This is a genomic window from Rhodanobacter hydrolyticus (assembly GCF_044904645.1).
Genome location: NZ_JADIKK010000008.1, coordinates 430,156 through 448,898 on the forward strand (window position 1 = coordinate 430,156; position 18,743 = coordinate 448,898).

Below are 18,743 nucleotides of genomic sequence, written 5' to 3' on the forward strand. Positions count from 1 at the left end.
GTCGCACGGGCGAAAGCACTCCCCAAATCCGCGACACAACGCACCGGCAGTCCCGGCGGCTTGAGCCAGGCCGCTTCTCCGGCTTGCTTCTCTTTGGTCAGGGCATCCTGCTCTCGACCCATCGGCCAGCCTCGCCGTTCGCCATCGCGCCCGCGACGGCATGGGCCAGCAAAGAGAAGAAAACCTGACGCCGGTAGGCATCCGAAACCACCTTGTTCCTTGCAATGACACAAACGTCCGCGCCGCAAGCTCGAAAGAATGGACAGGAAAGGACGGTTGGATACGCACCCCATCGCGATGGCCCCACCGCAAGAAAATTCATCGTTGCCGCGCCTGCCATGAGGGAATATCTTCAGCGACTTGTGCTCGCTCGAGGTGCCTGCGACAAGCAGCGCCGGGAGCTTGCACCTCTTGATCCGGTCCTGAGCTTTCTGCCGCACGCAATGCATCCAAGCGATGTCCGCGCGGCGGCGGCGTCCAGAGTCGAAGCATGAGGGGACGCGGAGTTCGTCTTTCGCCAGGTTCAAGCGGCCATGCCGCTTGGCAGAACAATGCATGAGGAGAGTACGGGTTCGCCATGGTTGCCTTGCCGTTTGTCCGCATCCCCGTGGCGCAAGCCCTGCGATTCACCGTGCCGGCCGCCGCCATGCTGCTTGCGGCTTGCGCGGTGGGCCCGAATTTCAAGGCGCCTGCGCCACCTGCCGTCAGCAGCTACACCCCGCATCCCGTTGCGGCGACGGCTGCCACGCCAGGCGTGGCAGCCGGCTCGGCCCAGCATTTCGATTCGGGCGCGGACATTCCCGGCGACTGGTGGACGCTGTTCCATTGCGCGCCACTCGACGCGCTGATCAAGCAGGCGCTGGCGCACAACCCGGACCTGAAGGCCGCGCAGGCAGCCCTGCGCGTGGCGCACGAGAACATGCTGGCGCAACGCGGCGCATTCTTCCCCAGCGTGTCGGCGAACCTGTCGGCCAGCCGCCAGCGCCAGGCCGGTTCGCTGGCTCCCGTGCCGGATTCCAATGCCTTCCTGTACAACCTGTACACGCCGCAGCTCTCGATTTCCTACACGCCCGACGTGTTCGGCGCGAACCGGCGCTCGGTCGAGTCGCTCAAGGCGCAGGAGCAGTCCGCACGCTTCCAGATGATCGCGGCCTGGAACACGCTGGCCTCGAACGTAGCGGTGGCGGCGATCCAGTTGGCCGCACTGCAGGCGCAGATCGACGCCACGCGGCAATTGGTCGACGAGAACACGAAGATGCTCGACATCCTGCGCTACCAGTTCGCCAAGGGTTACGCGAGCCGGGTCGATCTGGCCGCGCAGGAATCCCAACTGGCGCAGACCGAGGCAACACTGCCGCCACTGGAGAAGCAACTGGCGCAACAACGCGACCTGCTTGCGGTGCTGGCGGGCCGCTTCCCGTCGCAGGCAGCCGGCGACCAGATCACGCTGGACAGCCTGCACCTGCCCGAGGCTCTGCCGCTCTCCCTGCCTTCGGCCCTGGTGGCGCAACGGCCGGACGTGCGCCAGGCGCAGGCCAACCTGCATGCCGCCAGCGCCGAGGTCGGCGTGGCCACGGCTGCGCGGTTGCCTAACCTCACGCTCACCGCCGACACCGGCAGCACCTCGCTGGAGTTTTCCAAACTGTTCACCGGGGGCACCGGCTTCTGGGACATGGCGGCAGGCATCACCGCACCGATCTTCGAGGGCGGCACCCTGTTGCACCAGCAGCGCGCGGCGAAGGCCGCCTTTGTCGAGGCCGACGAGCAATACCGCAGCACCGTGCTTGCGGCGTTCCAGAACGTCGCCGACACGCTGGTCGCACTCGATCAGGACGCGAAGGCGCTGCAATCCGCGGCAAAGGCCGAGCAGGCCGCGAAGCTGACGCTGGACCTCACCGAGCACCAACTCAAGGCCGGTTATGCCAGCAACCTGCAATGGCTGACCGCCGAACAAACCTGGCAGCAGGCACGAATCACCCTCGTGCAAGCCCAGGCCAATCGCTTCGCCGACACGGCCGCGCTGTACCAGGCGCTGGGTGGCGGCTGGTGGCACCACTCCGATCTGAGCACGCAGTGACGATGAATAAACCTGCCTCGCCCTTCCCTGCCTCCATGCGCCATGGCGCTGCGCTCGCGGTCCTGCTCGCGGCTGTCGCACTTGGCGCCTGCTCGTCCAATACGGGCGAACCGGAGTCCGCTGCGACGACGCCGCAGAACGTCACCCTGACCCAGGCGCAGCAGCAGAGCATCCATCTGTACACGGTCGAACCCTCGTCCTACCAGACCGTGATCAACACCACCGGCATGGTGGATTTCGACCACAACCGCTCGACCGACGTGCTCGCGCCGATCTCGGGGCCGGTCGCGAAACTGCTGGTGACGCTGGGCCAGACGGTGAAGCAGGGAGAGGCGCTGGCCCTCGTGGATTCGCCCGACTTCGCCGCCGCGATAGACACGTACCGCAAGAACCTGGCCGCGGCCAAGGCGGCCGACCAGATCGCCTCGACCGACCGCGACCTCTACGCACACCAGGCGGTGTCGCAGCGCGAATACGCGCAGGCGCAATCCGACGCGGCTGGTGCCGATTCCGACCGCGATGCGGCGTTGCAGGTGCTGGTCGGCTTGCACGTCGACCCGAAAACCATCGCCGACATCCAGGCCGGCCGGCCGGTCACAGGCGGCTCCGGCGTGATCCGCGCCCCGATCGCTGGCACCGTCGTCGTCAAGTCGATCACGCCTGGGCAATTGCTGTCGGCGGGAACCACCGACTGCTTCACCATCGCCGATACCTCGAAGATGTGGGTGATGGGCCAACTGTTCGACCGCGAATTCGGTGCGGTGAAGGTAGGTGATCCCGCCGAGGTCGAAATCGGCGACGGCGACAAACCCGTCGCCGGCAAGGTCACCAACGTCGGCTCGGTGATCGACCCGAATACGCGTTCGGCGACCGCCCGCGTCGCGGTCGACAATGCGGACGGTGTATTGAAGCAGCAGATGTACGTCTCGGTGCGGATCCGGTCGCGCGACGCACGGACGGGCATCCTGGTCCCCGTATCGGCGGTATTGCGCGACGACGAGAACCTGCCCTTCGTCTACGTGGTCGCGCAGGACGGCGGCTATGCACGCATGCCCGTTACGCTGGGCGAGCGGATCGACGACCGTTACGTGATCCCGCAAGGCCTCCATACCGGCGACAAGGTGGTCATGGACGGCGCGATCTTCCTCAATTTCATCCAGACCCAATGATCGCCGCCCCGCCCCCCGACGCATCGAAGCGCGACGCTTCGATCATCAACCGCATCGTCGCCTTCGCGTTGCAGCAGCGCTTGCTCATCGTGCTGCTGTCGTGCGCGCTCACGGTCGCCGGCATCTGGGCCTACAACTCCCTGCCGATGGATGCGTATCCGGATCTGTCGCCACCCATGGCGGAAATCATTACCCAGTGGCCCGGCCATTCGGCGGAGGAAGTCGAACGCCTGATTTCGGTGCCGGTGGAACTGGGAATGAACGCGATCCCGGGCCTGGTGACCAAGCGCTCGATCTCGCTCTACGGGCTGTCGGACGTCACGCTCACCTATGCCAACGGCGTCGACGACTATTTCGCGCAACAGCAGGTGTACAACCGCCTGCCTGGCATCACCCTGCCCAGCGGCGTCACGCCATCGCTCTCGCCGATGTCGCCGCCGTCCGGCCTGGTCTACCGCTACGTGCTGCAGAGCTCCGACCGCTCGCCGATGGAGCTGAAGACCCTGGAAGACTGGGTGATCGCGCCGCAGTACCGGTCGGTGCCTGGCGTCGCCGACGATTCCGCGTTCGGCGGCGGCAACATGCAATACCAGGTGCTGCTCGACCCGGTGAAGGTCGCTGCGCTGGGCCTCAGCGTGACGCAGATCGAAGCCTCGCTCACCGCGAACAACAGCAACGCCGGCGGCGGCTTCTACCAGCAAGGCGGCCAGTTCTTCTACGTGCGCGGACTCGGGCGGATGGTGACGCTGGAGGACATCGGCAACGTGGTGCTGGCCGTGCACAACGGCACACCCGTGCTGGTGAAGGACGTGGGCAAGGTCGAGATCGGCATTGCACCGCGCCTGGGCGAGTTCGGCTACATGGGCCAGGACGACGCGGTCGAGGGTGTGATCCTGACGCTGACCGGGGCCAAGACCCAGAACGTGCTGCAGCGTGTCGAGGCCAAGACCAAGGAACTCAACGACGAGATCCTGCCGAAAGACGTCAAGATCCATCCGTTCTACGACCTCACCGACCTGATCCAGCAGACCAAGGAAGTGGTGCGGCACAACCTGCTGGTCGGGATGCTGCTGGTGATCGCGGTGCTAGTGTTCTTCCTGTACGACTTGCGCGCCGGCCTGATCGTCGCGGTCACGATCCCGCTGGCCCTGATGTTCGCGTTCTGCGGGCTGCACCTGCAGAACGCCTCGGCGAACCTGCTCTCGATCGGTGCGGTGGACTTCGGCATCCTGGTGGATGCCGCGGTGGTGATGGTGGAAAACATCTACCGCCAACTCGCTCTGCGCCAGGGCACTTCGCTGGACATCGGCGGCGTCATCCGCGACGCGGCGGCCGAGGTCGATCGCCCGCTGTTCTACGCGGTGGGCGTCATCGTGGCCGGCTTCCTGCCGATCTACGTGTTGAGCGGGCCGTCCGGCACGCTGTTCAAGCCGATGGCCGACACCATGATCTTCGCGATCGTCGGCTCCCTGATCGTCACGCTGACCCTGCTGCCGGTGCTCTGCGCGTGGTTCATGCGCAAGGGCGTGCGCGAACGCCGCAACACGATCTTCGAGTCCATCAAGACGCGCTATGCGAAATGGCTGGATACGTGCCTGGCGCATCCGTGGCGCATCACGATCGCCACGCTCGCGCTGCTCGGTCTGTCTCTGCTGCTGGTGCCTTTCATGGGCGCGGAATTCATGCCGCAGCTCGATGAAGGCGCCTTGTGGGTGCGCGCGACGATGCCCTACACGATCTCGTTCGACGAGGCCGCGAAAATCTCGCCGCAGATCCGCGAAGTTCTGCGCTCCTTCCCGGTCGTCACCACGGTGGCATCGGAACTGGCGCGTCCCGATGACGGCACCGATTCCACCGGCTTCTTCAACGACGAATTCTTCGTCGGCCTGAAGCCGTATTCGGAATGGCATGGTGCCTACCGCGACAAGCAGGCGCTGATCGCCGCGATCGACGCCAAGCTGCAGAAATTCCCTGGCATCCAGTTCAACTACACCCAGCCCGCCGAAGATGCGGTGGACGAGGCCGAGACCGGGCTGAAGAGCGCGCTGGCGGTGAAGGTGTACGGGTCGGACCTGCGCACGCTGCAGGCCAAGGGCAAGCAGATCAAGGCGGTGATGGAGAAAGTGCGCGGCATCACCGACGTGACGCTGGTGCACGAGCTGGGCCAGCCCAATCTCGCGATCAAGATCGACCGCGCCAAGACCGCGCGCTACGGCATCAACGTCGACGACATCAACAATCTGATCAATACCGCGGTCGGCGGCGACGTCGCCACCGAGGTGGTACAGGGCGAGAAGCAGTTCGACCTGGTGGTGCGCCTGCTCCCGCAGTACCGCAACAACCCGCAGCAGATCGGCGACATCCCGGTCGCGACACCGGGCGGCCAGCAGATCCCGTTGAAGGAATTCGCCGACATCACGGTCGAGAACGGCGCCTCCTTCATCTACCGCGAGAACGATTCGCGCTATATCGGCGTGCAGTTCTCGGTGCAGGGCCGCGACCTCGCCGGCGCGGTGGAGGATGCGATGGCGCAGGTCACGAAGCAGGTGAAACTGCCCCAGGGCTATCGTCTCGACTGGGGCGGCGAATACAAGGAATACACGGCCTCGCACCGGCAACTCAACATCGTGTTGCCGCTCACGCTGGCCGTCATCTTCCTGCTGCTGTTCGCGCTGTACGGCAACTTCAAGTTCCCGCTGATCACCGTGCTCGGCGTGCTGCTGTCGGCGCCGGTCGGTGGCATCGTCGCTCTATGGCTCACGCACACGCCGTTTTCCGTGTCATCCGGCATCGGCTTCCTGGCGCTGTTCGGCGTGTCGGTGCAGACCGCAGTGGTCTATATCTCCTACGTCAACGAGTTGCGCCTGGGCGGCACGCCGATCGACGAGGCCATACGCGAGGGAGCGATCCTGCGCCTGCGCCCGATCATGATGACCGCGCTCGTGGCCGCGCTGGGCCTGTTGCCGGCCGCCATCGCGGTCGGCGTCGGCACCGACACGCAAAAGCCGTTCGCGCTGGTGATCGTCAGCGGCCTGTTCACGCGGCTGGCAATCAGCATCTTCCTGATGCCCGCCCTGTACAGCCTCGTCGCGCGCAAGGACGACCGCCTGCAGGTGTGATCCTTCGTCCGAGGCGGGCTGCGCCGGCATCGGCGAGCCGGCCTGCAGGCTTAGGTTCGGCAGTCGGCGCGACGTGGCATCCGCTTTGGAGAAGCCTATCGACACGGAACGGTACGCACGCGTACCGTCCGCGGTCGAGCGTTCCGCGCTCAAGCTTCCCTCGCAACGACCGATACGCATGGCAGCAACGCGCGCGCTATTCGGAGTCATACATGCTGGTTCTCGTCGGATCGTTGGTCGTCATCGGTTGCGTGCTGGGCGGCTACGTGCTGTCGCATGGCCATCTGTTGGCACTGTGGCAACCTTACGAACTGCTGATCATCTTCGGTGGCTCGATCGGCGCCTTTCTCACCGCCAACTCCAGCAAGGTGGTGAAGGCCGCGCTGCACGACATGGCGGCCCTGTTCAAGGGGCCGGCCTACCGCCGGCAGGATTTCGTGGACCTGCTTTCGCTGCTGTACGACATCTTCAGCGCCATGCGCAAGGAAGGCCTGCTCGGCATGGAGGCGCACATCGAGGACCCGCAATCGAGCCCGCTGTTTGCGGCCTACCCGCGGCTGCTCGGCGAACGGCACATGGTTGAATTCATCACCGACTGCCTGCGCCTGATCGTTGGCGGAAACATGGAGGCGATCGAGCTGGAGTCGCTGCTCGACGCCGAGGTGGAGACCCACCACATGGAGGCCGAGGTACCCGCGATGGCCGTTTCGAAGATGGCCGACGCGCTGCCGGGCTTCGGCATCGTGGCGGCCGTGCTCGGCATCGTCACCACCATGTCCAATCTCTCTGGCGATACCTCCAAGATCGGCGAGCACATCGCCGGCGCGCTGGTCGGCACCTTTCTGGGCATCCTGCTGTGCTACGGCTTCATCGGCCCGTTGGCAGCAGCCATGGAGGCTCGCGTGCGCGAGGACGGCAAGGCCTTCGAATGCGTGAAGGTGGGCCTGATGGCCAACCTGCGCGGCTACAACCCCAAGGTCTCCGTCGAGTTCGCCCGCAAGGTGCTCTCCGCGCACGCTCGCCCGAACTTCCAGGACCTGGAGGAGCATCTCGGCAAGGTGCATTCCGGAGCCGGCGCGTGAGCGACGCCGCCCCGCCAATCATCATCAAGCGGGTGAAGAAGCGCGGCCACGGTCACCATGGCGGTGCCTGGAAGGTCGCCTACGCCGACTTCGTCACCGCGATGATGGCGTTCTTTCTGGTGATGTGGATCATCGGCGTCGGCACGCGCGAGCAGAAAGCCGCGATCTCCGAATATTTCCGCAACCCCAGCGCCACGCCAGGCACTGCCACGGTGGCGCCACCCGGCAAGGCCGGGCCCGGCGGCGCCAGCGACTCCCTGATCCAACTGGGCGGAGCGATGGATCTCTCGCACGGCCCAGGCAAGGATAGACACAACGGTCCGGTTGGCGCTCCCTCGAAGGACGAGATCGAAAAGCGCGCCCGCGAACTCGATCGTGCCCACCTGGAAGAACTGAAAGACGAACTGAACGCAGCGATCCAGAAGAGCCAGGCACTGGCGCCGTTCAAGGACCAGTTGCTGCTGGACATCACATCCGAGGGACTGCGCATCCAGATCGTGGACAAGCTCAACCGGCCGATGTTCGACCTGGGTAGCGCGCGGCTGCGGGACTACACGCAAACGCTGCTGGCGGAACTGGCCAAGTTCATCAACCGCGTGCCCAACCACATCAGCATCACCGGCCACACCGACGACGCCTCCTACGACAACAACAATGGCTACAGCAACTGGGAACTGTCCACCGACCGCGCCAACGCCGCGCGTCGGGCCCTGATCGCCGGCGGCATGCTGGACGACAAGGTGACCCGGGTGGTGGGCCTGGCCGCCTCGGTACCGCTGGACAAGGCCAACCCCAGTGATCCGATCAACCGGCGCATCAGCATCATCGTGATGACCAAGGAAGCCGAGGCCGAGGCGCTTTCACGCGGCATGGTGGACAACGCTCCGCAGTCCAACCGCGATACTCCGGCTTCGCCGACACCGGCGCCTTCTGTTCCGCCCGTGTCAGCAAATGATGCACATGTGCCGCTGGCGTCGCCCGGACCACCGTCCGCGGCCATCGCCACGTTGCCTGAACCGCCAACCTTGCACGCCGCGGGAAGCAAGCAAGGCGCCGGTTGAACGGGACCCGTCGCGGGCCGCCGCTTCCGCGGGCTGACATGCGCATCCTGGTCAGCTGGTTTGCCGCTGGAAGAACGACTGCCGGAGCTTCTTCAGTGCAGGGTGATCGTGGGCCAATTCACCGTCGTGCAGAAGTCCAACGACGGCTCGGCCCTGACCATCGAGGCGCAACGGCTCAGCGCCGGGCTTTGAAGAATTCCCGCAACATGGCCGACGACTCTTCGGCCAGCAGGCCACCCTGCACGGAGAGGCGGTGGTTGTGGCGCGGATCGATCAGGGTGTCGAACACGCTGCCGGCGGCACCGGTCTTGGGGTCGGTAGCCGCGTAGACCACACGGCCGATGCGGGCGTGTATCAAGGCCATCGCGCACATCGCGCATGGCTCCAGCGTGACATAGAGCGTGGCGCCGACAACGCGGTGGTTGGCGAGTCTTTCGCCGGCCGCGCGCAAAGCCATCACCTCTGCATGGGCAGTGGGATCGTGCAAGGTGATGTTGCGGTTCCAGCCCAGCCCGACAATTTCGCCGCCCAGCACCAGCACCGCACCTACCGGCACCTCGCCCTCGGCGTCACGGGCATGCGCGGCGAGCTGCAGCGCGCGGCGCATGTGGGCCTCGTCTTCGGCGGTGAAAGGCTGGCGGGTTTCTTCGGTCATGTGGGCAAACGGTAAACGATCACGAGAAAGCCGGCACTGCGCCGGCTTTCGGGGGCAAGCCAGAACCTATAAATAGACTCACTCCCACTCGATGGTCGCCGGCGGCTTGCCGCTGATGTCGTAGACCACGCGGGAAACGCCGCGCAGTTCGTTGATGATGCGGTTGGAGACCTTGCCGAGGAAGTCGTACGGCAGGTGCGCCCAGTGCGCGGTCATGAAGTCGATGGTTTCCACGGCGCGCAGTGCGATCACCCATTCGTAGGCGCGCGCGTCGCCCACCACGCCCACCGATTTCACCGGCAGGAACACGGCAAAGGCCTGGCTGGTCTTGTCGTAGAGATCCCAGGCGCGCAGCTCTTCGATGAAGATGGCGTCGGCGCGCGCCAGCAGTTCGGCGTACTCCGGCTTCACTTCGCCGAGGATGCGCACGCCCAGGCCCGGGCCGGGGAACGGATGGCGATAGACCATCGCGCGCGGCAGGCCGAGTTCCACGCCGATGCGGCGCACCTCGTCCTTGAACAGTTCGCGCAGCGGCTCGATCAGCTTGAGCTTCATGTGCTCGGGCAGGCCGCCCACGTTGTGGTGGCTCTTGATGACGTGGGCCTTGCCGGTCTTGCTGCCGGCCGACTCGATCACGTCGGGATAGATGGTGCCTTGTGCCAGCCACTTCACCTGGCCGTGGCCGGCGGCGGTGACTTTGGCGGATTCCTCGTCGAAGATCTCCACGAACAGGCGGCCGATGATCTTGCGCTTGGCTTCCGGGTCGGCCACGCCTTCCAGCGCCTTGAAATAGCGCTCGACGGCATTGACGCGGATGACCTTGACGCCCATGTGCTCGGCCATCGTGGCCATCACCTGGTCGCCCTCCTGCCAACGCAACAGGCCGGTGTCCACGAACACGCAGGTCAACTGCTCGCCGATCGCGCGGTGCAGCAGCGCGGCGACCACCGAGGAATCCACGCCACCGGAAAGGCCGAGCAACACGTGGTCGCTGCCCACCTGCGCGCGCACGCGGGCGATCTGGTCTTCGATGATGTTGGCCGCGGTCCACAGCGTGGCGCAGCCGCAAATGTCGGTGACGAAGCGCTTGAGCAGCGCGCTGCCCTGCTTCGTGTGTGTCACTTCGGGATGGAACTGCACGCCGTACCAGCGACGGGCCTCGTCCTCCATCACCGCGACGGGAATGCGGTCGGTGCTGCCGGTGATGGCAAAACCCGGCGGCGCCTTGCTGACGTGGTCGCCATGGCTCATCCAGACGTCGAGGCGGTGCGCATCGCCGTGATCGGAGAGACCGTCGAACAGCCGGCTTTTCGCCACGATGTCCACTTCCGCGTGGCCGAACTCGCGCTGGTCGGCGGCTTCCGTGGCGCCGCCCAACTGCGCGGCCAAAGTCTGCATGCCGTAGCAGATGCCGAGGATGGGCAGACCGGAGTCGAACACTTCCTGCGGCGCGCTTGGTGCATCTGGCAGCGTGGTGGATTCCGGGCCGCCGGAAAGGATGATGCCCTTGGCGCCGAACGCGGCGATCTCGGCCGGGTCGTGATCCCACGCCCAGATTTCGCAGTACACGCCAAGCTCGCGCACGCGACGCGCGATCAGCTGCGTGTACTGCGCACCGAAGTCGAGGATGAGGATTTTGTCGCTATGGATGTTGGTCATGGCGGCGTTGATCGGAAATCGAGAGAGAAAGGCCGGAACGCCGCAACGCTCTGACCTGCGAAAGTCTTCATGACCGTCATCCCGGCGAGGGCCGGGATCCAGTGACTTTTTTCGTGGCACCTGAGGCACTGGACTCCGGCCTGCGCCGGAACGACAAGAGGGAGCGCAAGCGCCCCCGCATTCGTCAGGAATTCAGCCGGTAGTTCGGCGCTTCCTTGGTGATCTGGATGTCGTGCGGATGCGCTTCGGTCACGCCGGCCGAAGTCACCTTCACGAACTGCGCCTTGTTGCGCACGTCGTCGATGGTGGCAGCGCCGAGGTAGCCCATCGAGGCACGCAAGCCGCCGATCAGCTGGTGGATAATGTTGCGCAGCGAACCGCGGTACGGCACGCGGCCTTCGATGCCTTCGGGCACCAGCTTGTCGGCGTCGGCTTCGTTGTCCTGGAAGTAGCGGTCCTTGGAGCCCAGCTGCATCGCGCCGATGGAGCCCATGCCGCGGTAGCTCTTGTACGAACGCCCCTGGAACAGCTCCACCTCGCCCGGCGATTCCTCGGTGCCGGCGAACATCGAGCCGAGCATGACCGAGCTTGCGCCCGCAGCCAGCGCCTTGGGGACGTCGCCGGAATAGCGGATGCCGCCGTCGGCGATCAACGGAATGGAATCCTTCAGCGCCGTGGCCACCATGTCGATGGCCGTGATCTGCGGCACGCCCACGCCTGCCACCACGCGGGTGGTGCAGATCGAACCGGGGCCCACGCCCACCTTCACCGCATCGGCGCCGGCGTCGCGCAACATCAGCGCGGCGTCGCCGGTGACGATGTTGCCGGCCACCACCTGCACCTGCGGGAACTGCTTCTTCACCCAGGCCACGCGATCGATCACGCCCTGCGAATGGCCGTGGGCGGTATCCACCACCAGCACGTCCACGCCGGCCTCGACCAGCGCCTCCACCCGGCGCTCGGTGTCGCCGCCCACGCCCACCGCGGCGCCGACCAGCAGCGCCTCGTTGCGGTCCTTGACCGAATTCGGGTTGTCACGCGCCTTCTGGATGTCCTTCACGGTGATCAGGCCGCGCAGTTGGAAGTCGTCGTTGACCACCAGCACCTTCTCGATGCGGTGCTTGTGCAGCAGCTGCAGCACCTCGTCCTGGCTGGCGCCTTCCTTCACCGTCACCAGGCGCTCCTGGCGGGTCATGATGTTGCGCACCGGGTCGTTGGGCTTGCGCTCGAAACGCATGTCGCGGCTGGTGACGATGCCGACCAGCTTCTCGCCTTCCACCACCGGCACGCCGGAGATGTTGTGCGCACGGGTGAGCTTGAGCACCTCGCTGATCGAGGTGTCCGGGCTCACGCTGAAGGGGTTGCGGATCACGCCCGCCTCGAACTTCTTCACCAGGCGCACTTCGGCGGCCTGCTGCTCGAGCGTCATGTTCTTGTGGATGATGCCTATGCCGCCCTGCTGCGCCATGGTGATGGCGAGGCGCGCTTCGGTCACGGTGTCCATCGCCGCGGAGACGATCGGGATGTTCAGGCGCAGATTGCGGGTGAACCGGGTGGAGGTGTCCACGTCGCGCGGCAGCACGGTGGAATGGCCCGGAACGAGGAAGACGTCGTCGTAGGTGAGAGCCTCGGCGAGAATGCGCATGGTATGCCCCGCTGCAAAGAGAGGATTATACGCGGCACTGCAGCATGCCGCCAGCGCGGCAGCTGAATCTCAACGCGCTTCGGCGGCTTCCAGCGTGTTTTCCATCAGCGTGGCCACGGTCATCGGGCCGACGCCGCCGGGTACCGGCGTGATCCAGCTGGCACGTTCGGCGGCCGGTGCGAATTCCACGTCGCCCACCAGCCGACCGTCGTCGAGGCGGTTGATGCCGACGTCGACCACCACGGCGCCAGGCTTGATCCATTCGCCCTTCACCAGCCCCGGACGGCCCACGGCGACGATCACGATGTCGGCCTGGCGCACATGGCCTTCCAGGTCGCGGGTGAACTTGTGGCAGCAGGTGGTGGTGCAGCCGGCAATCAGCAGCTCCAGCGCCAGCGGACGGCCCACGTGGTTGGAGACGCCAACAACCACGGCATGCTGTCCGCGCACCGGTCGGTCGGTGTGGCCAAGCAGGGTCATCACACCCTTGGGCGTGCACGGACGCAGGCCGAAGCGACGCAGCGCGAGGCGCCCCACGTTCACCGCCTGGAAGCCGTCCACGTCCTTGGCCGGATCGATGCGGTCGACCAGCGCATCCTCGTCGATGTGCTCCGGCAACGGCGACTGCACCAGGATGCCGTGCACCTCCGGATCGGCGTTGAGCCGATCGATCAGCGCGAACAGTTCTTCCTGGGTCGTGCTGGCCGGAAGGTCGTAGTCGAACGAGCGGAAACCCACCTGATGGCAGGCCTTGCGCTTGTTGCGCACATACACCGAGGACGCCGCGTCGTCGCCCACGAGCACCACGGCCAGCCCGGGTGCAGGACGGCCCTGGGCCTTGCGCTCGGCGACGCGCCTGCCGATCCGATCCAGCAGTTCCTGCGCGATGCGTTTGCCGTCGAGGATGCGTGCGCTCATGGGGCTTTTCTGTTTGCAAAGCGCAACATTATCCTGACTGTCCGCCACCCGCACAAACCTACTTTGCCCATGCCCTTACAAAATCCCCCCGGACCCGCGGAGCTCGCTATCCCGCCACTCGCCTTGCGTCCCTGGCGGGACGATGACGCGCAAGCCTTGCACGAGGCCATCCGGGAGTCGCTGGACAGCGTGGGGCGATGGCTGCAGTGGTGCCACGTGAACTATGACCTGGACGCCGCGCGCCAGCGCATCGCCGCCTGCAAGCAGGGCTGGGATGCAGGCGGCCAGTACGCCTTCGCGGTATTCGACGCGACCGGGCGGCTGGCGGGTGGTGTTGGCCTCAACCAGTTGGACGAACGCAATATGCGCGGCAATCTCGGCTACTGGATGCGCACTTCCGTCAACGGTCGTGGGTATGCCGCGCACGCTGCACGCGCTGTTGCGGTATTCGGCTTTGAAACGCTGGGATTGCAGCGGATCGAGATTGTCGCGGCCACAGGCAACCTCGCCAGCCAGCGCTGTGCCGAGCGCATCGGCGCCAGGCGCGAAGGTATTGCAAGAAGCCGCGTGTTGATGCACGGGCAATCCGAAGATGCCGTGGTCTACGGGTTGGTGCCGACCGACCTCGATCAGCCGGCCGCGGCGCAGAATGCGGCGATGTCTTCGTAACCCGTGAAACATGCGCCCACTCCGCAGCCCGGGCAAGCCGGATCACGCGGCAGGCGCGTCTCGCGGAAACGCATGCCCAGCGCGTCGAAGGACAGCAGGCGGCCGACCAGGGAGTCGCCCAACCCGAGGATCAGCTTGAGCGCCTCGGTGGCCTGCAGCAGGCCCACGATGCCGGGCAGCACGCCGAGCACGCCGGCTTCGCTGCAGTTCGGCGCATCGGCCGCCGCCGGCGGCTCGGGAAACAGGCAGCGGTAGCACGGCGAATCCGCCCGGCGCGGATCGAACACGCTGACCTGGCCGGTGAAGCGCTCCACCGCGCCGTAGACCATCGGCAGCTTCAGTCGCTGCGAAGCCGCGGCGAGCAGGTAACGTGCGGGGAAATTGTCGGCGCCATCGATCAGCACATCGTGGCCTTCGAGCAGACGTTCCACGTTGCCGACATGCAGGCGTTCGTTGCATGTCCGGATGCGCACGCGCGGGTTCAATGCACTCAGCGCGATACGTGCCGATTCGGTCTTGGCCATGCCCACGCGCGCGTCGGCGTGGATCACCTGCCGGTGCAGGTTGGAACGCTCCACGCGGTCGTCGTCGATCAGCGTGAGTTGCCCCACGCCAGCCGCGGCGAGATACAGCGACGCCGGCGCACCCAGGCCGCCGGCGCCGAGCAGCACGACCTTCGCTTCCGCGAGCCTTGCCTGCCCCGCTTCGCCCACTTGCGGCAGGCGCAACTGGCGCGCATACCGCTCGGCCGCATCGGCATCCAGTGCCCCGGTAACGATGGGCAAGCCCTCACTTTTCCAGCGCTCAAAGCCGCCGGCCACAGAACGCACGTCGCGATAGCCCATGCGTTGCAGGGTTTCCGCTGCCAGCAACGAACGCACGCCGCTGCCGCACAAAGTGAGGATGGGACGTGCGCGATCCGGCTCGGCCTGCTCGATGCGCAGTTCCAGGAAGCCACGCGACAAGCCCAGCGCATCCGCCGGCGTGCCGGCGGCGCGTTCGCCGTCCTCGCGCACGTCGACCAGCAAGGCGCCTTGCGTCTGGCACGCGAGCGCATCGGCAGGAGACAGCTCGGGAATGCGACCGCGGAGCTCGGCCAGCAAGGTGTCGCGATGGGTATGGGGAGGCATGTGCGAAGTGTAGCGCGCCGTCCCCCTCTCCCCAGCGGGGAGAGGGTCGGGGTGAGGAGACGGGCTGGCGATGAAGGAGCTACGAAGCGTGCTTCGATGGTGTGCTTTTGCGAGCACCCACCCCTCACCTCAATCCTCACCCCGGCGGGGAGAGGAAGCAAACGGGCCAAGCGGGTTCGTGCTTTCCGCGAAGTGGCGACCTGCAACCGGCGCGGGTGCCATGGATGCCGGTTCGATTGAAGTGGCCTATTTCTTGCGCTTCTTCATCTCACGGATCATGCGCTGGCGCTTGCGCATCTGGCCTTCAGTGAGCACGTTCTTCTTGCCGGCATAGGGATTCTCGCCCTCGCGGAACACGATGCGGATCGAGGTGCCTTCGAGCTTGTAGCGCTTGCGGAAGAAGTTTTCGAGGTAGCGCTGGTAGGCCGGCGCGATGTGCTTGGTGCGGCTGCCATGGATCACGATAGTCGGCGGATTGCTGCCGCCGGGATGGGCGAAGCGCAGCTTGGGTGCATGCCCGCGCACCAACGGCGGCTGGTAGTTCTGGTAGGCCTTTTCCAGCGAACGGGTGAGGTCGGACGAATTCAGTTCCTTGGTCGCGGAAGCATGCGCGCGCACGACGGCCCGCATCAGCTCGCGCAGACCGGAGCCGTGCAAGGCGGAGATGTAGACGTGCTTCGCCCACTCCACGAACTGCAGGCGGCGCGCCAGCGCTTCCTGGCAGCGTTCGCGCTGGTAGGCATCGAGGCCATCCCACTTGTTCACCGCGATCACCAGTGCCCTGCCCTCGTCCAGCGCGTGGCCGATCAGGGTGAGGTCCTGGTCCGCGAGGTTTTCGCGCGCGTCGATCAACATCACCACGACCTGCGCGGCGGCCATCGACTGCAGGGTCTTGATGACGCTGAACTTCTCCACCGCTTCCTCGACGCGCGCGCGGCGACGGACGCCGGCGGTGTCGATCAGGGTGTACTTGCGGCCGTCGCGCTCCAGCGGCACGCGGATCGGGTCGCGCGTGGTGCCGGCGACGTCGGAGACGATCAGCCGGTCTTCGCCGAGCAGGCGATTGATCAGGGTGGACTTGCCCGCGTTCGGTCGGCCGACGATGGCGACGCGGATGCTGTCGCTCTCGTCCGGCGCAAGTTCCCCGTCCGTGTCCTCCGGCAACAGCGGCTGCAGCGTGGCGAGCAGGCGATCGGTGCCGCGGTTGTGCGCGGCGGACAACGGCAGCGTGGCGGCGATGCCGAAGGCGGCGAACTCGGCCAGCGCGGCCTGCTCGTCGAGGCCGTCGGTCTTGTTGACCGCGGCGATGATGGGCTTGCCGCTACGGCGCAGCTCGTCGAGGATGGTGCGATCCTGCGGCAGCAGGCCGTCGCGCGCGTCCAGCACGAACACCAGCGCCTGCGCTTCGTCGATGGCGAGGCGCACCTGCTGCGCAGTGAGCGCATCGAGGCCTTCTTCCACGCCGGAAAGACCGCCGGTATCGACCACCACAAATGGTCGCTCTTCTACGAGATGGCAGATACCGTAATGGCGATCGCGCGTGACGCCCGGCAGGTCGGCCACCAGGGCGTCGCGGCTGCGCGTCAGCGCGTTGAAAAGGGTCGATTTACCGACATTGGGGCGACCGACCAGGGCGACGACGGGCAGCATGACAGCGCATGGTTCCCGGCGATCAGTGCGCAGCGAGGCGGTAAGCGCCGATATGGCCCTTCACATCCTCGACGTACACAGTGTCGCCCACTACCAGCGGCTGGGCCTGGATCGGCTTCTTGGACAGGCGGATGCGCGCGGCCAGTGCGCCGTCGCTGGTCTGCAACCAATGCACGAAACCGTAGGCGTCAGCGACCACCACATAGTTGCCCTGCACCGCGGGGCCAGTGAGCCAGCGGTACTTGAGCTTGGCGTCCTTCCACATGTCGGAGCCGCTGCTGCGGTCGAATGCCCACACTTCGCCCTGGTCGTCCACGCCATAGAGGGCACTGCCTCCCAGGCTCAGCGAGGTGTAGGTGGAGAACGGGTGCGACCACAGCGGGCGGCCGCTGGGGCCGTCGATCGCGGTGAGGTCGCCATGATAGGCGGAACCATACAGCGTGCTGCCATCGAGCAGGATCGTGCCGTCCGCGTCGTCGAGACGCTCGATATCGGTACGACCGTCGCCATTGGCCAGCCGCTGTTCCCACAGCTTCTCGCCGTTGTCCTGGCGCAGCGCGACCAGCTTGCCGTCGTCGCTACCGATGAATACCACGCCGTTCGCCGCCAGCGGCGTACCGTAGCCGCGGAGGCTGAGCGAGGGCACGGTACCCTGGTCGTAAACCCAGCGGCGCTTGCCGGTGGCGGCGTCGAGGCCGTACACGCGGCCGTCCTGGGTGCGCGCGATCACCAGATCCCCGCTGATCGCCGGTGCGGCGGTCACTTCGGAATCCAGCTCGGACGACCACAACGGGCTGCCGTCCTTCGGGTTCATGCCGTAGACATACCCGTCCAGTGTTCCCACCGCGAGCAGGTTGCCGGCCACGGCAGGGCTGCCGGCATAGGAGCCGTCGGGAATCGCCTTCCCTTTCTTGCCGCCGAAGCCGAACCAGCCCTTCTTGACCTTGGTGGTCTTTTCCCACAGCTGCTTGCCGCTGGCGGCGTCGAACGCGGCAATCTTGCCGTCGGTGCTCACCGCATACAGCACGCCGTCAACCACGGTCGGACGCAGGCGCACACCGCTGATGCCGGCGCCATCGCCAATGCGCGCCGTCCAGACCTTGCTGACCTGTACGGTGGGCGTGAAGTGCTTGTCCAGCGGGGTCGGCGGCTCGATGTTCTTCTTCTTGAACGAATTACAGCCAGCCAGCAGCGCCAGCGAACCCAAAGCAAGCAGCCATGCGCTCTTCTTCACCACGTCTTTCATGCACCCTGCTTCCCGGCCACGGCCAGATCGTCGATTTTCATCTGCAGGACGGCGTGTTGCGGCGCGTCCTCACCCAATGCCGCCATCGCCGCCTGGTATGCCCTGCGTGCGTCGTCGGCGCGTCCCAACTTGACCAGTGCGTCGCCGCGGAGTTCCTGATTCAGGCCGGTGTAATCGCCGGCCGGCATGGCTTCCAGCGTGGCCAAAGCGGCCTGACCGTCGCCCTTGGCCAATTGCACGCGAGCCATGCGCAACTGCACCAACGACTTCAGCGCCGGACTGGCGGCATGCGCCGCAGCCCACTGCAGCGAAACGATGGCTTTGTCGAACTGCTTGTCCTGCACTTGCTGCTTCGCACGGTCGCTGACCGCAAACAGTGCATAGGGCGACTTGGCGTAGTCCTTCATCAACTCGTCGACGAAGGCCGTTGCAGCATCCGGCTTGCCGCTGGCGATCGCCACATCGGCCTGCTGGTACAGCGTGGCCGCAGCGGCCTCGCTATTGGCCTGGTGCTTGCGCCACTGCTGCAGACCGAAAATGCCGACCAGGCCGATCGCGATGCCAACGGCGATGGAGAGACCGTTTTCGCGCAGCCATTTCTGGACACGTTCGCTTTGTTCGTAATCGTCGTATGCGTCGAATGCCATGCTTCACCGTTCGTGG

General features: G+C 65.9%; 14 protein-coding genes. 6 read left to right on the forward strand and 8 right to left on the reverse strand.

Annotated elements, in window-relative coordinates:
- The first annotated feature begins 577 nt into the window (after positions 1-577).
- From ISP25_RS04390 to motB, 5 genes are all read left to right on the forward strand, one after another.
- Positions 578-2,077 (forward strand): efflux transporter outer membrane subunit, encoded by a 1,500-nt coding sequence (locus tag ISP25_RS04390; protein WP_404611953.1) that lies wholly within the window; start codon positions 578-580, stop codon positions 2,075-2,077.
- Between the two features lie 2 nt (positions 2,078-2,079).
- Positions 2,080-3,246, forward strand: a complete 1,167-nt coding sequence (locus tag ISP25_RS04395) for an efflux RND transporter periplasmic adaptor subunit (RefSeq protein ID WP_404611955.1) — start codon at positions 2,080-2,082, stop codon at positions 3,244-3,246.
- Complete coding sequence (locus ISP25_RS04400) at positions 3,243-6,365, forward strand: efflux RND transporter permease subunit (RefSeq protein WP_404611957.1); 3,123 nt, start codon at positions 3,243-3,245, stop codon at positions 6,363-6,365. The genes ISP25_RS04395 and ISP25_RS04400 overlap by 4 nt, the downstream gene beginning before the upstream one ends.
- Positions 6,366-6,577: 212 nt before the next feature.
- Positions 6,578-7,447: a flagellar motor stator protein MotA gene (gene motA / locus ISP25_RS04405; protein WP_192157288.1), complete on the forward strand. Its 870-nt coding sequence runs from the start codon at positions 6,578-6,580 to the stop codon at positions 7,445-7,447.
- Positions 7,444-8,508 carry a flagellar motor protein MotB gene (gene motB, locus ISP25_RS04410; protein ID WP_192157286.1) on the forward strand — a complete coding sequence of 355 codons (1,065 nt, stop codon included), beginning with the start codon at positions 7,444-7,446 and terminating at the stop codon, positions 8,506-8,508. The genes motA and motB overlap by 4 nt, the downstream gene beginning before the upstream one ends.
- A 175-nt stretch (positions 8,509-8,683) precedes the next feature.
- On the opposite strand, the gene tadA is transcribed toward motB, so the two are convergent.
- The 4 genes from tadA to folD form a co-directional block, all read right to left on the reverse strand.
- Complete coding sequence (tadA, locus tag ISP25_RS04415; protein WP_404611960.1) at positions 8,684-9,163, reverse strand: tRNA adenosine(34) deaminase TadA; 480 nt, start codon at positions 9,161-9,163, stop codon at positions 8,684-8,686.
- A gap of 78 nt (positions 9,164-9,241) precedes the next feature.
- On the reverse strand, positions 9,242-10,822 hold the full coding sequence (gene guaA / locus ISP25_RS04420; RefSeq protein WP_404611962.1) for a glutamine-hydrolyzing GMP synthase: 1,581 nt from the start codon (positions 10,820-10,822) through the stop codon (positions 9,242-9,244).
- Positions 10,823-11,006: 184 nt separating this feature from the next.
- Positions 11,007-12,467, reverse strand: a complete 1,461-nt coding sequence (gene guaB, locus ISP25_RS04425) for an IMP dehydrogenase (protein ID WP_192157280.1) — start codon at positions 12,465-12,467, stop codon at positions 11,007-11,009.
- 69 nt (positions 12,468-12,536) lie between these two features.
- The gene (gene folD / locus ISP25_RS04430; protein WP_192157278.1) at positions 12,537-13,385 is read right to left on the reverse strand and encodes a bifunctional methylenetetrahydrofolate dehydrogenase/methenyltetrahydrofolate cyclohydrolase FolD; all 849 of its coding nucleotides are present in this window, start codon (positions 13,383-13,385) and stop codon (positions 12,537-12,539) included.
- Between the two features lie 69 nt (positions 13,386-13,454).
- On the opposite strand from folD, the gene ISP25_RS04435 reads away from it, so the two are divergent.
- Complete coding sequence (locus tag ISP25_RS04435; RefSeq protein WP_404611965.1) at positions 13,455-14,054, forward strand: GNAT family N-acetyltransferase; 600 nt, start codon at positions 13,455-13,457, stop codon at positions 14,052-14,054.
- On the opposite strand, the gene moeB is transcribed toward ISP25_RS04435, so the two are convergent.
- The 4 genes from moeB to ISP25_RS04455 all read right to left on the reverse strand — a co-directional run bounded on the left by moeB (position 14,015) and on the right by ISP25_RS04455 (position 18,727).
- Entirely contained in the window at positions 14,015-15,184 is a 1,170-nt protein-coding gene (moeB, locus tag ISP25_RS04440; protein WP_404611966.1) for a molybdopterin-synthase adenylyltransferase MoeB, read from the reverse strand. The genes ISP25_RS04435 and moeB overlap by 40 nt on opposite strands.
- A 246-nt stretch (positions 15,185-15,430) precedes the next feature.
- A complete protein-coding gene (der, locus tag ISP25_RS04445) occupies positions 15,431-16,834 on the reverse strand; it encodes a ribosome biogenesis GTPase Der (protein WP_192157273.1) in 1,404 nt (467 codons plus the stop codon).
- A gap of 22 nt (positions 16,835-16,856) precedes the next feature.
- Positions 16,857-18,080: an outer membrane protein assembly factor BamB gene (gene bamB, locus ISP25_RS04450; RefSeq protein WP_192157271.1), complete on the reverse strand. Its 1,224-nt coding sequence runs from the start codon at positions 18,078-18,080 to the stop codon at positions 16,857-16,859.
- A complete protein-coding gene (locus ISP25_RS04455) occupies positions 18,077-18,727 on the reverse strand; it encodes a YfgM family protein (protein WP_192157269.1) in 651 nt (216 codons plus the stop codon). Before ISP25_RS04455 ends, bamB begins: the two co-directional genes overlap by 4 nt.
- Between the last annotated feature and the right edge of the window lie 16 nt (positions 18,728-18,743).

Excerpts from the sequence above, each read along its gene's own strand:
- ISP25_RS04390 (WP_404611953.1), top strand. The coding sequence starts at position 578 with ATGGTTGCCTTGCCGTTTGTCCGCATCCCCGTGGCGCAAGCCCTGCGA.
- der (WP_192157273.1), bottom strand. The coding sequence starts at position 16,834 with ATGCTGCCCGTCGTCGCCCTGGTCGGTCGCCCCAATGTCGGTAAATCG.
- bamB (WP_192157271.1), bottom strand. The coding sequence starts at position 18,080 with ATGAAAGACGTGGTGAAGAAGAGCGCATGGCTGCTTGCTTTGGGTTCG.
- motA (WP_192157288.1), top strand. The coding sequence starts at position 6,578 with ATGCTGGTTCTCGTCGGATCGTTGGTCGTCATCGGTTGCGTGCTGGGC.
- ISP25_RS04395 (WP_404611955.1), top strand. The coding sequence starts at position 2,080 with ATGAATAAACCTGCCTCGCCCTTCCCTGCCTCCATGCGCCATGGCGCT.
- ISP25_RS04435 (WP_404611965.1), top strand. The coding sequence starts at position 13,455 with ATGCCCTTACAAAATCCCCCCGGACCCGCGGAGCTCGCTATCCCGCCA.
- ISP25_RS04455 (WP_192157269.1), bottom strand. The coding sequence starts at position 18,727 with ATGGCATTCGACGCATACGACGATTACGAACAAAGCGAACGTGTCCAG.
- guaA (WP_404611962.1), bottom strand. The coding sequence starts at position 10,822 with ATGACCAACATCCATAGCGACAAAATCCTCATCCTCGACTTCGGTGCG.
- guaB (WP_192157280.1), bottom strand. The coding sequence starts at position 12,467 with ATGCGCATTCTCGCCGAGGCTCTCACCTACGACGACGTCTTCCTCGTT.
- folD (WP_192157278.1), bottom strand. The coding sequence starts at position 13,385 with ATGAGCGCACGCATCCTCGACGGCAAACGCATCGCGCAGGAACTGCTG.
- moeB (WP_404611966.1), bottom strand. The coding sequence starts at position 15,184 with ATGCCTCCCCATACCCATCGCGACACCTTGCTGGCCGAGCTCCGCGGT.
- tadA (WP_404611960.1), bottom strand. The coding sequence starts at position 9,163 with ATGACCGAAGAAACCCGCCAGCCTTTCACCGCCGAAGACGAGGCCCAC.
- ISP25_RS04400 (WP_404611957.1), top strand. The coding sequence starts at position 3,243 with ATGATCGCCGCCCCGCCCCCCGACGCATCGAAGCGCGACGCTTCGATC.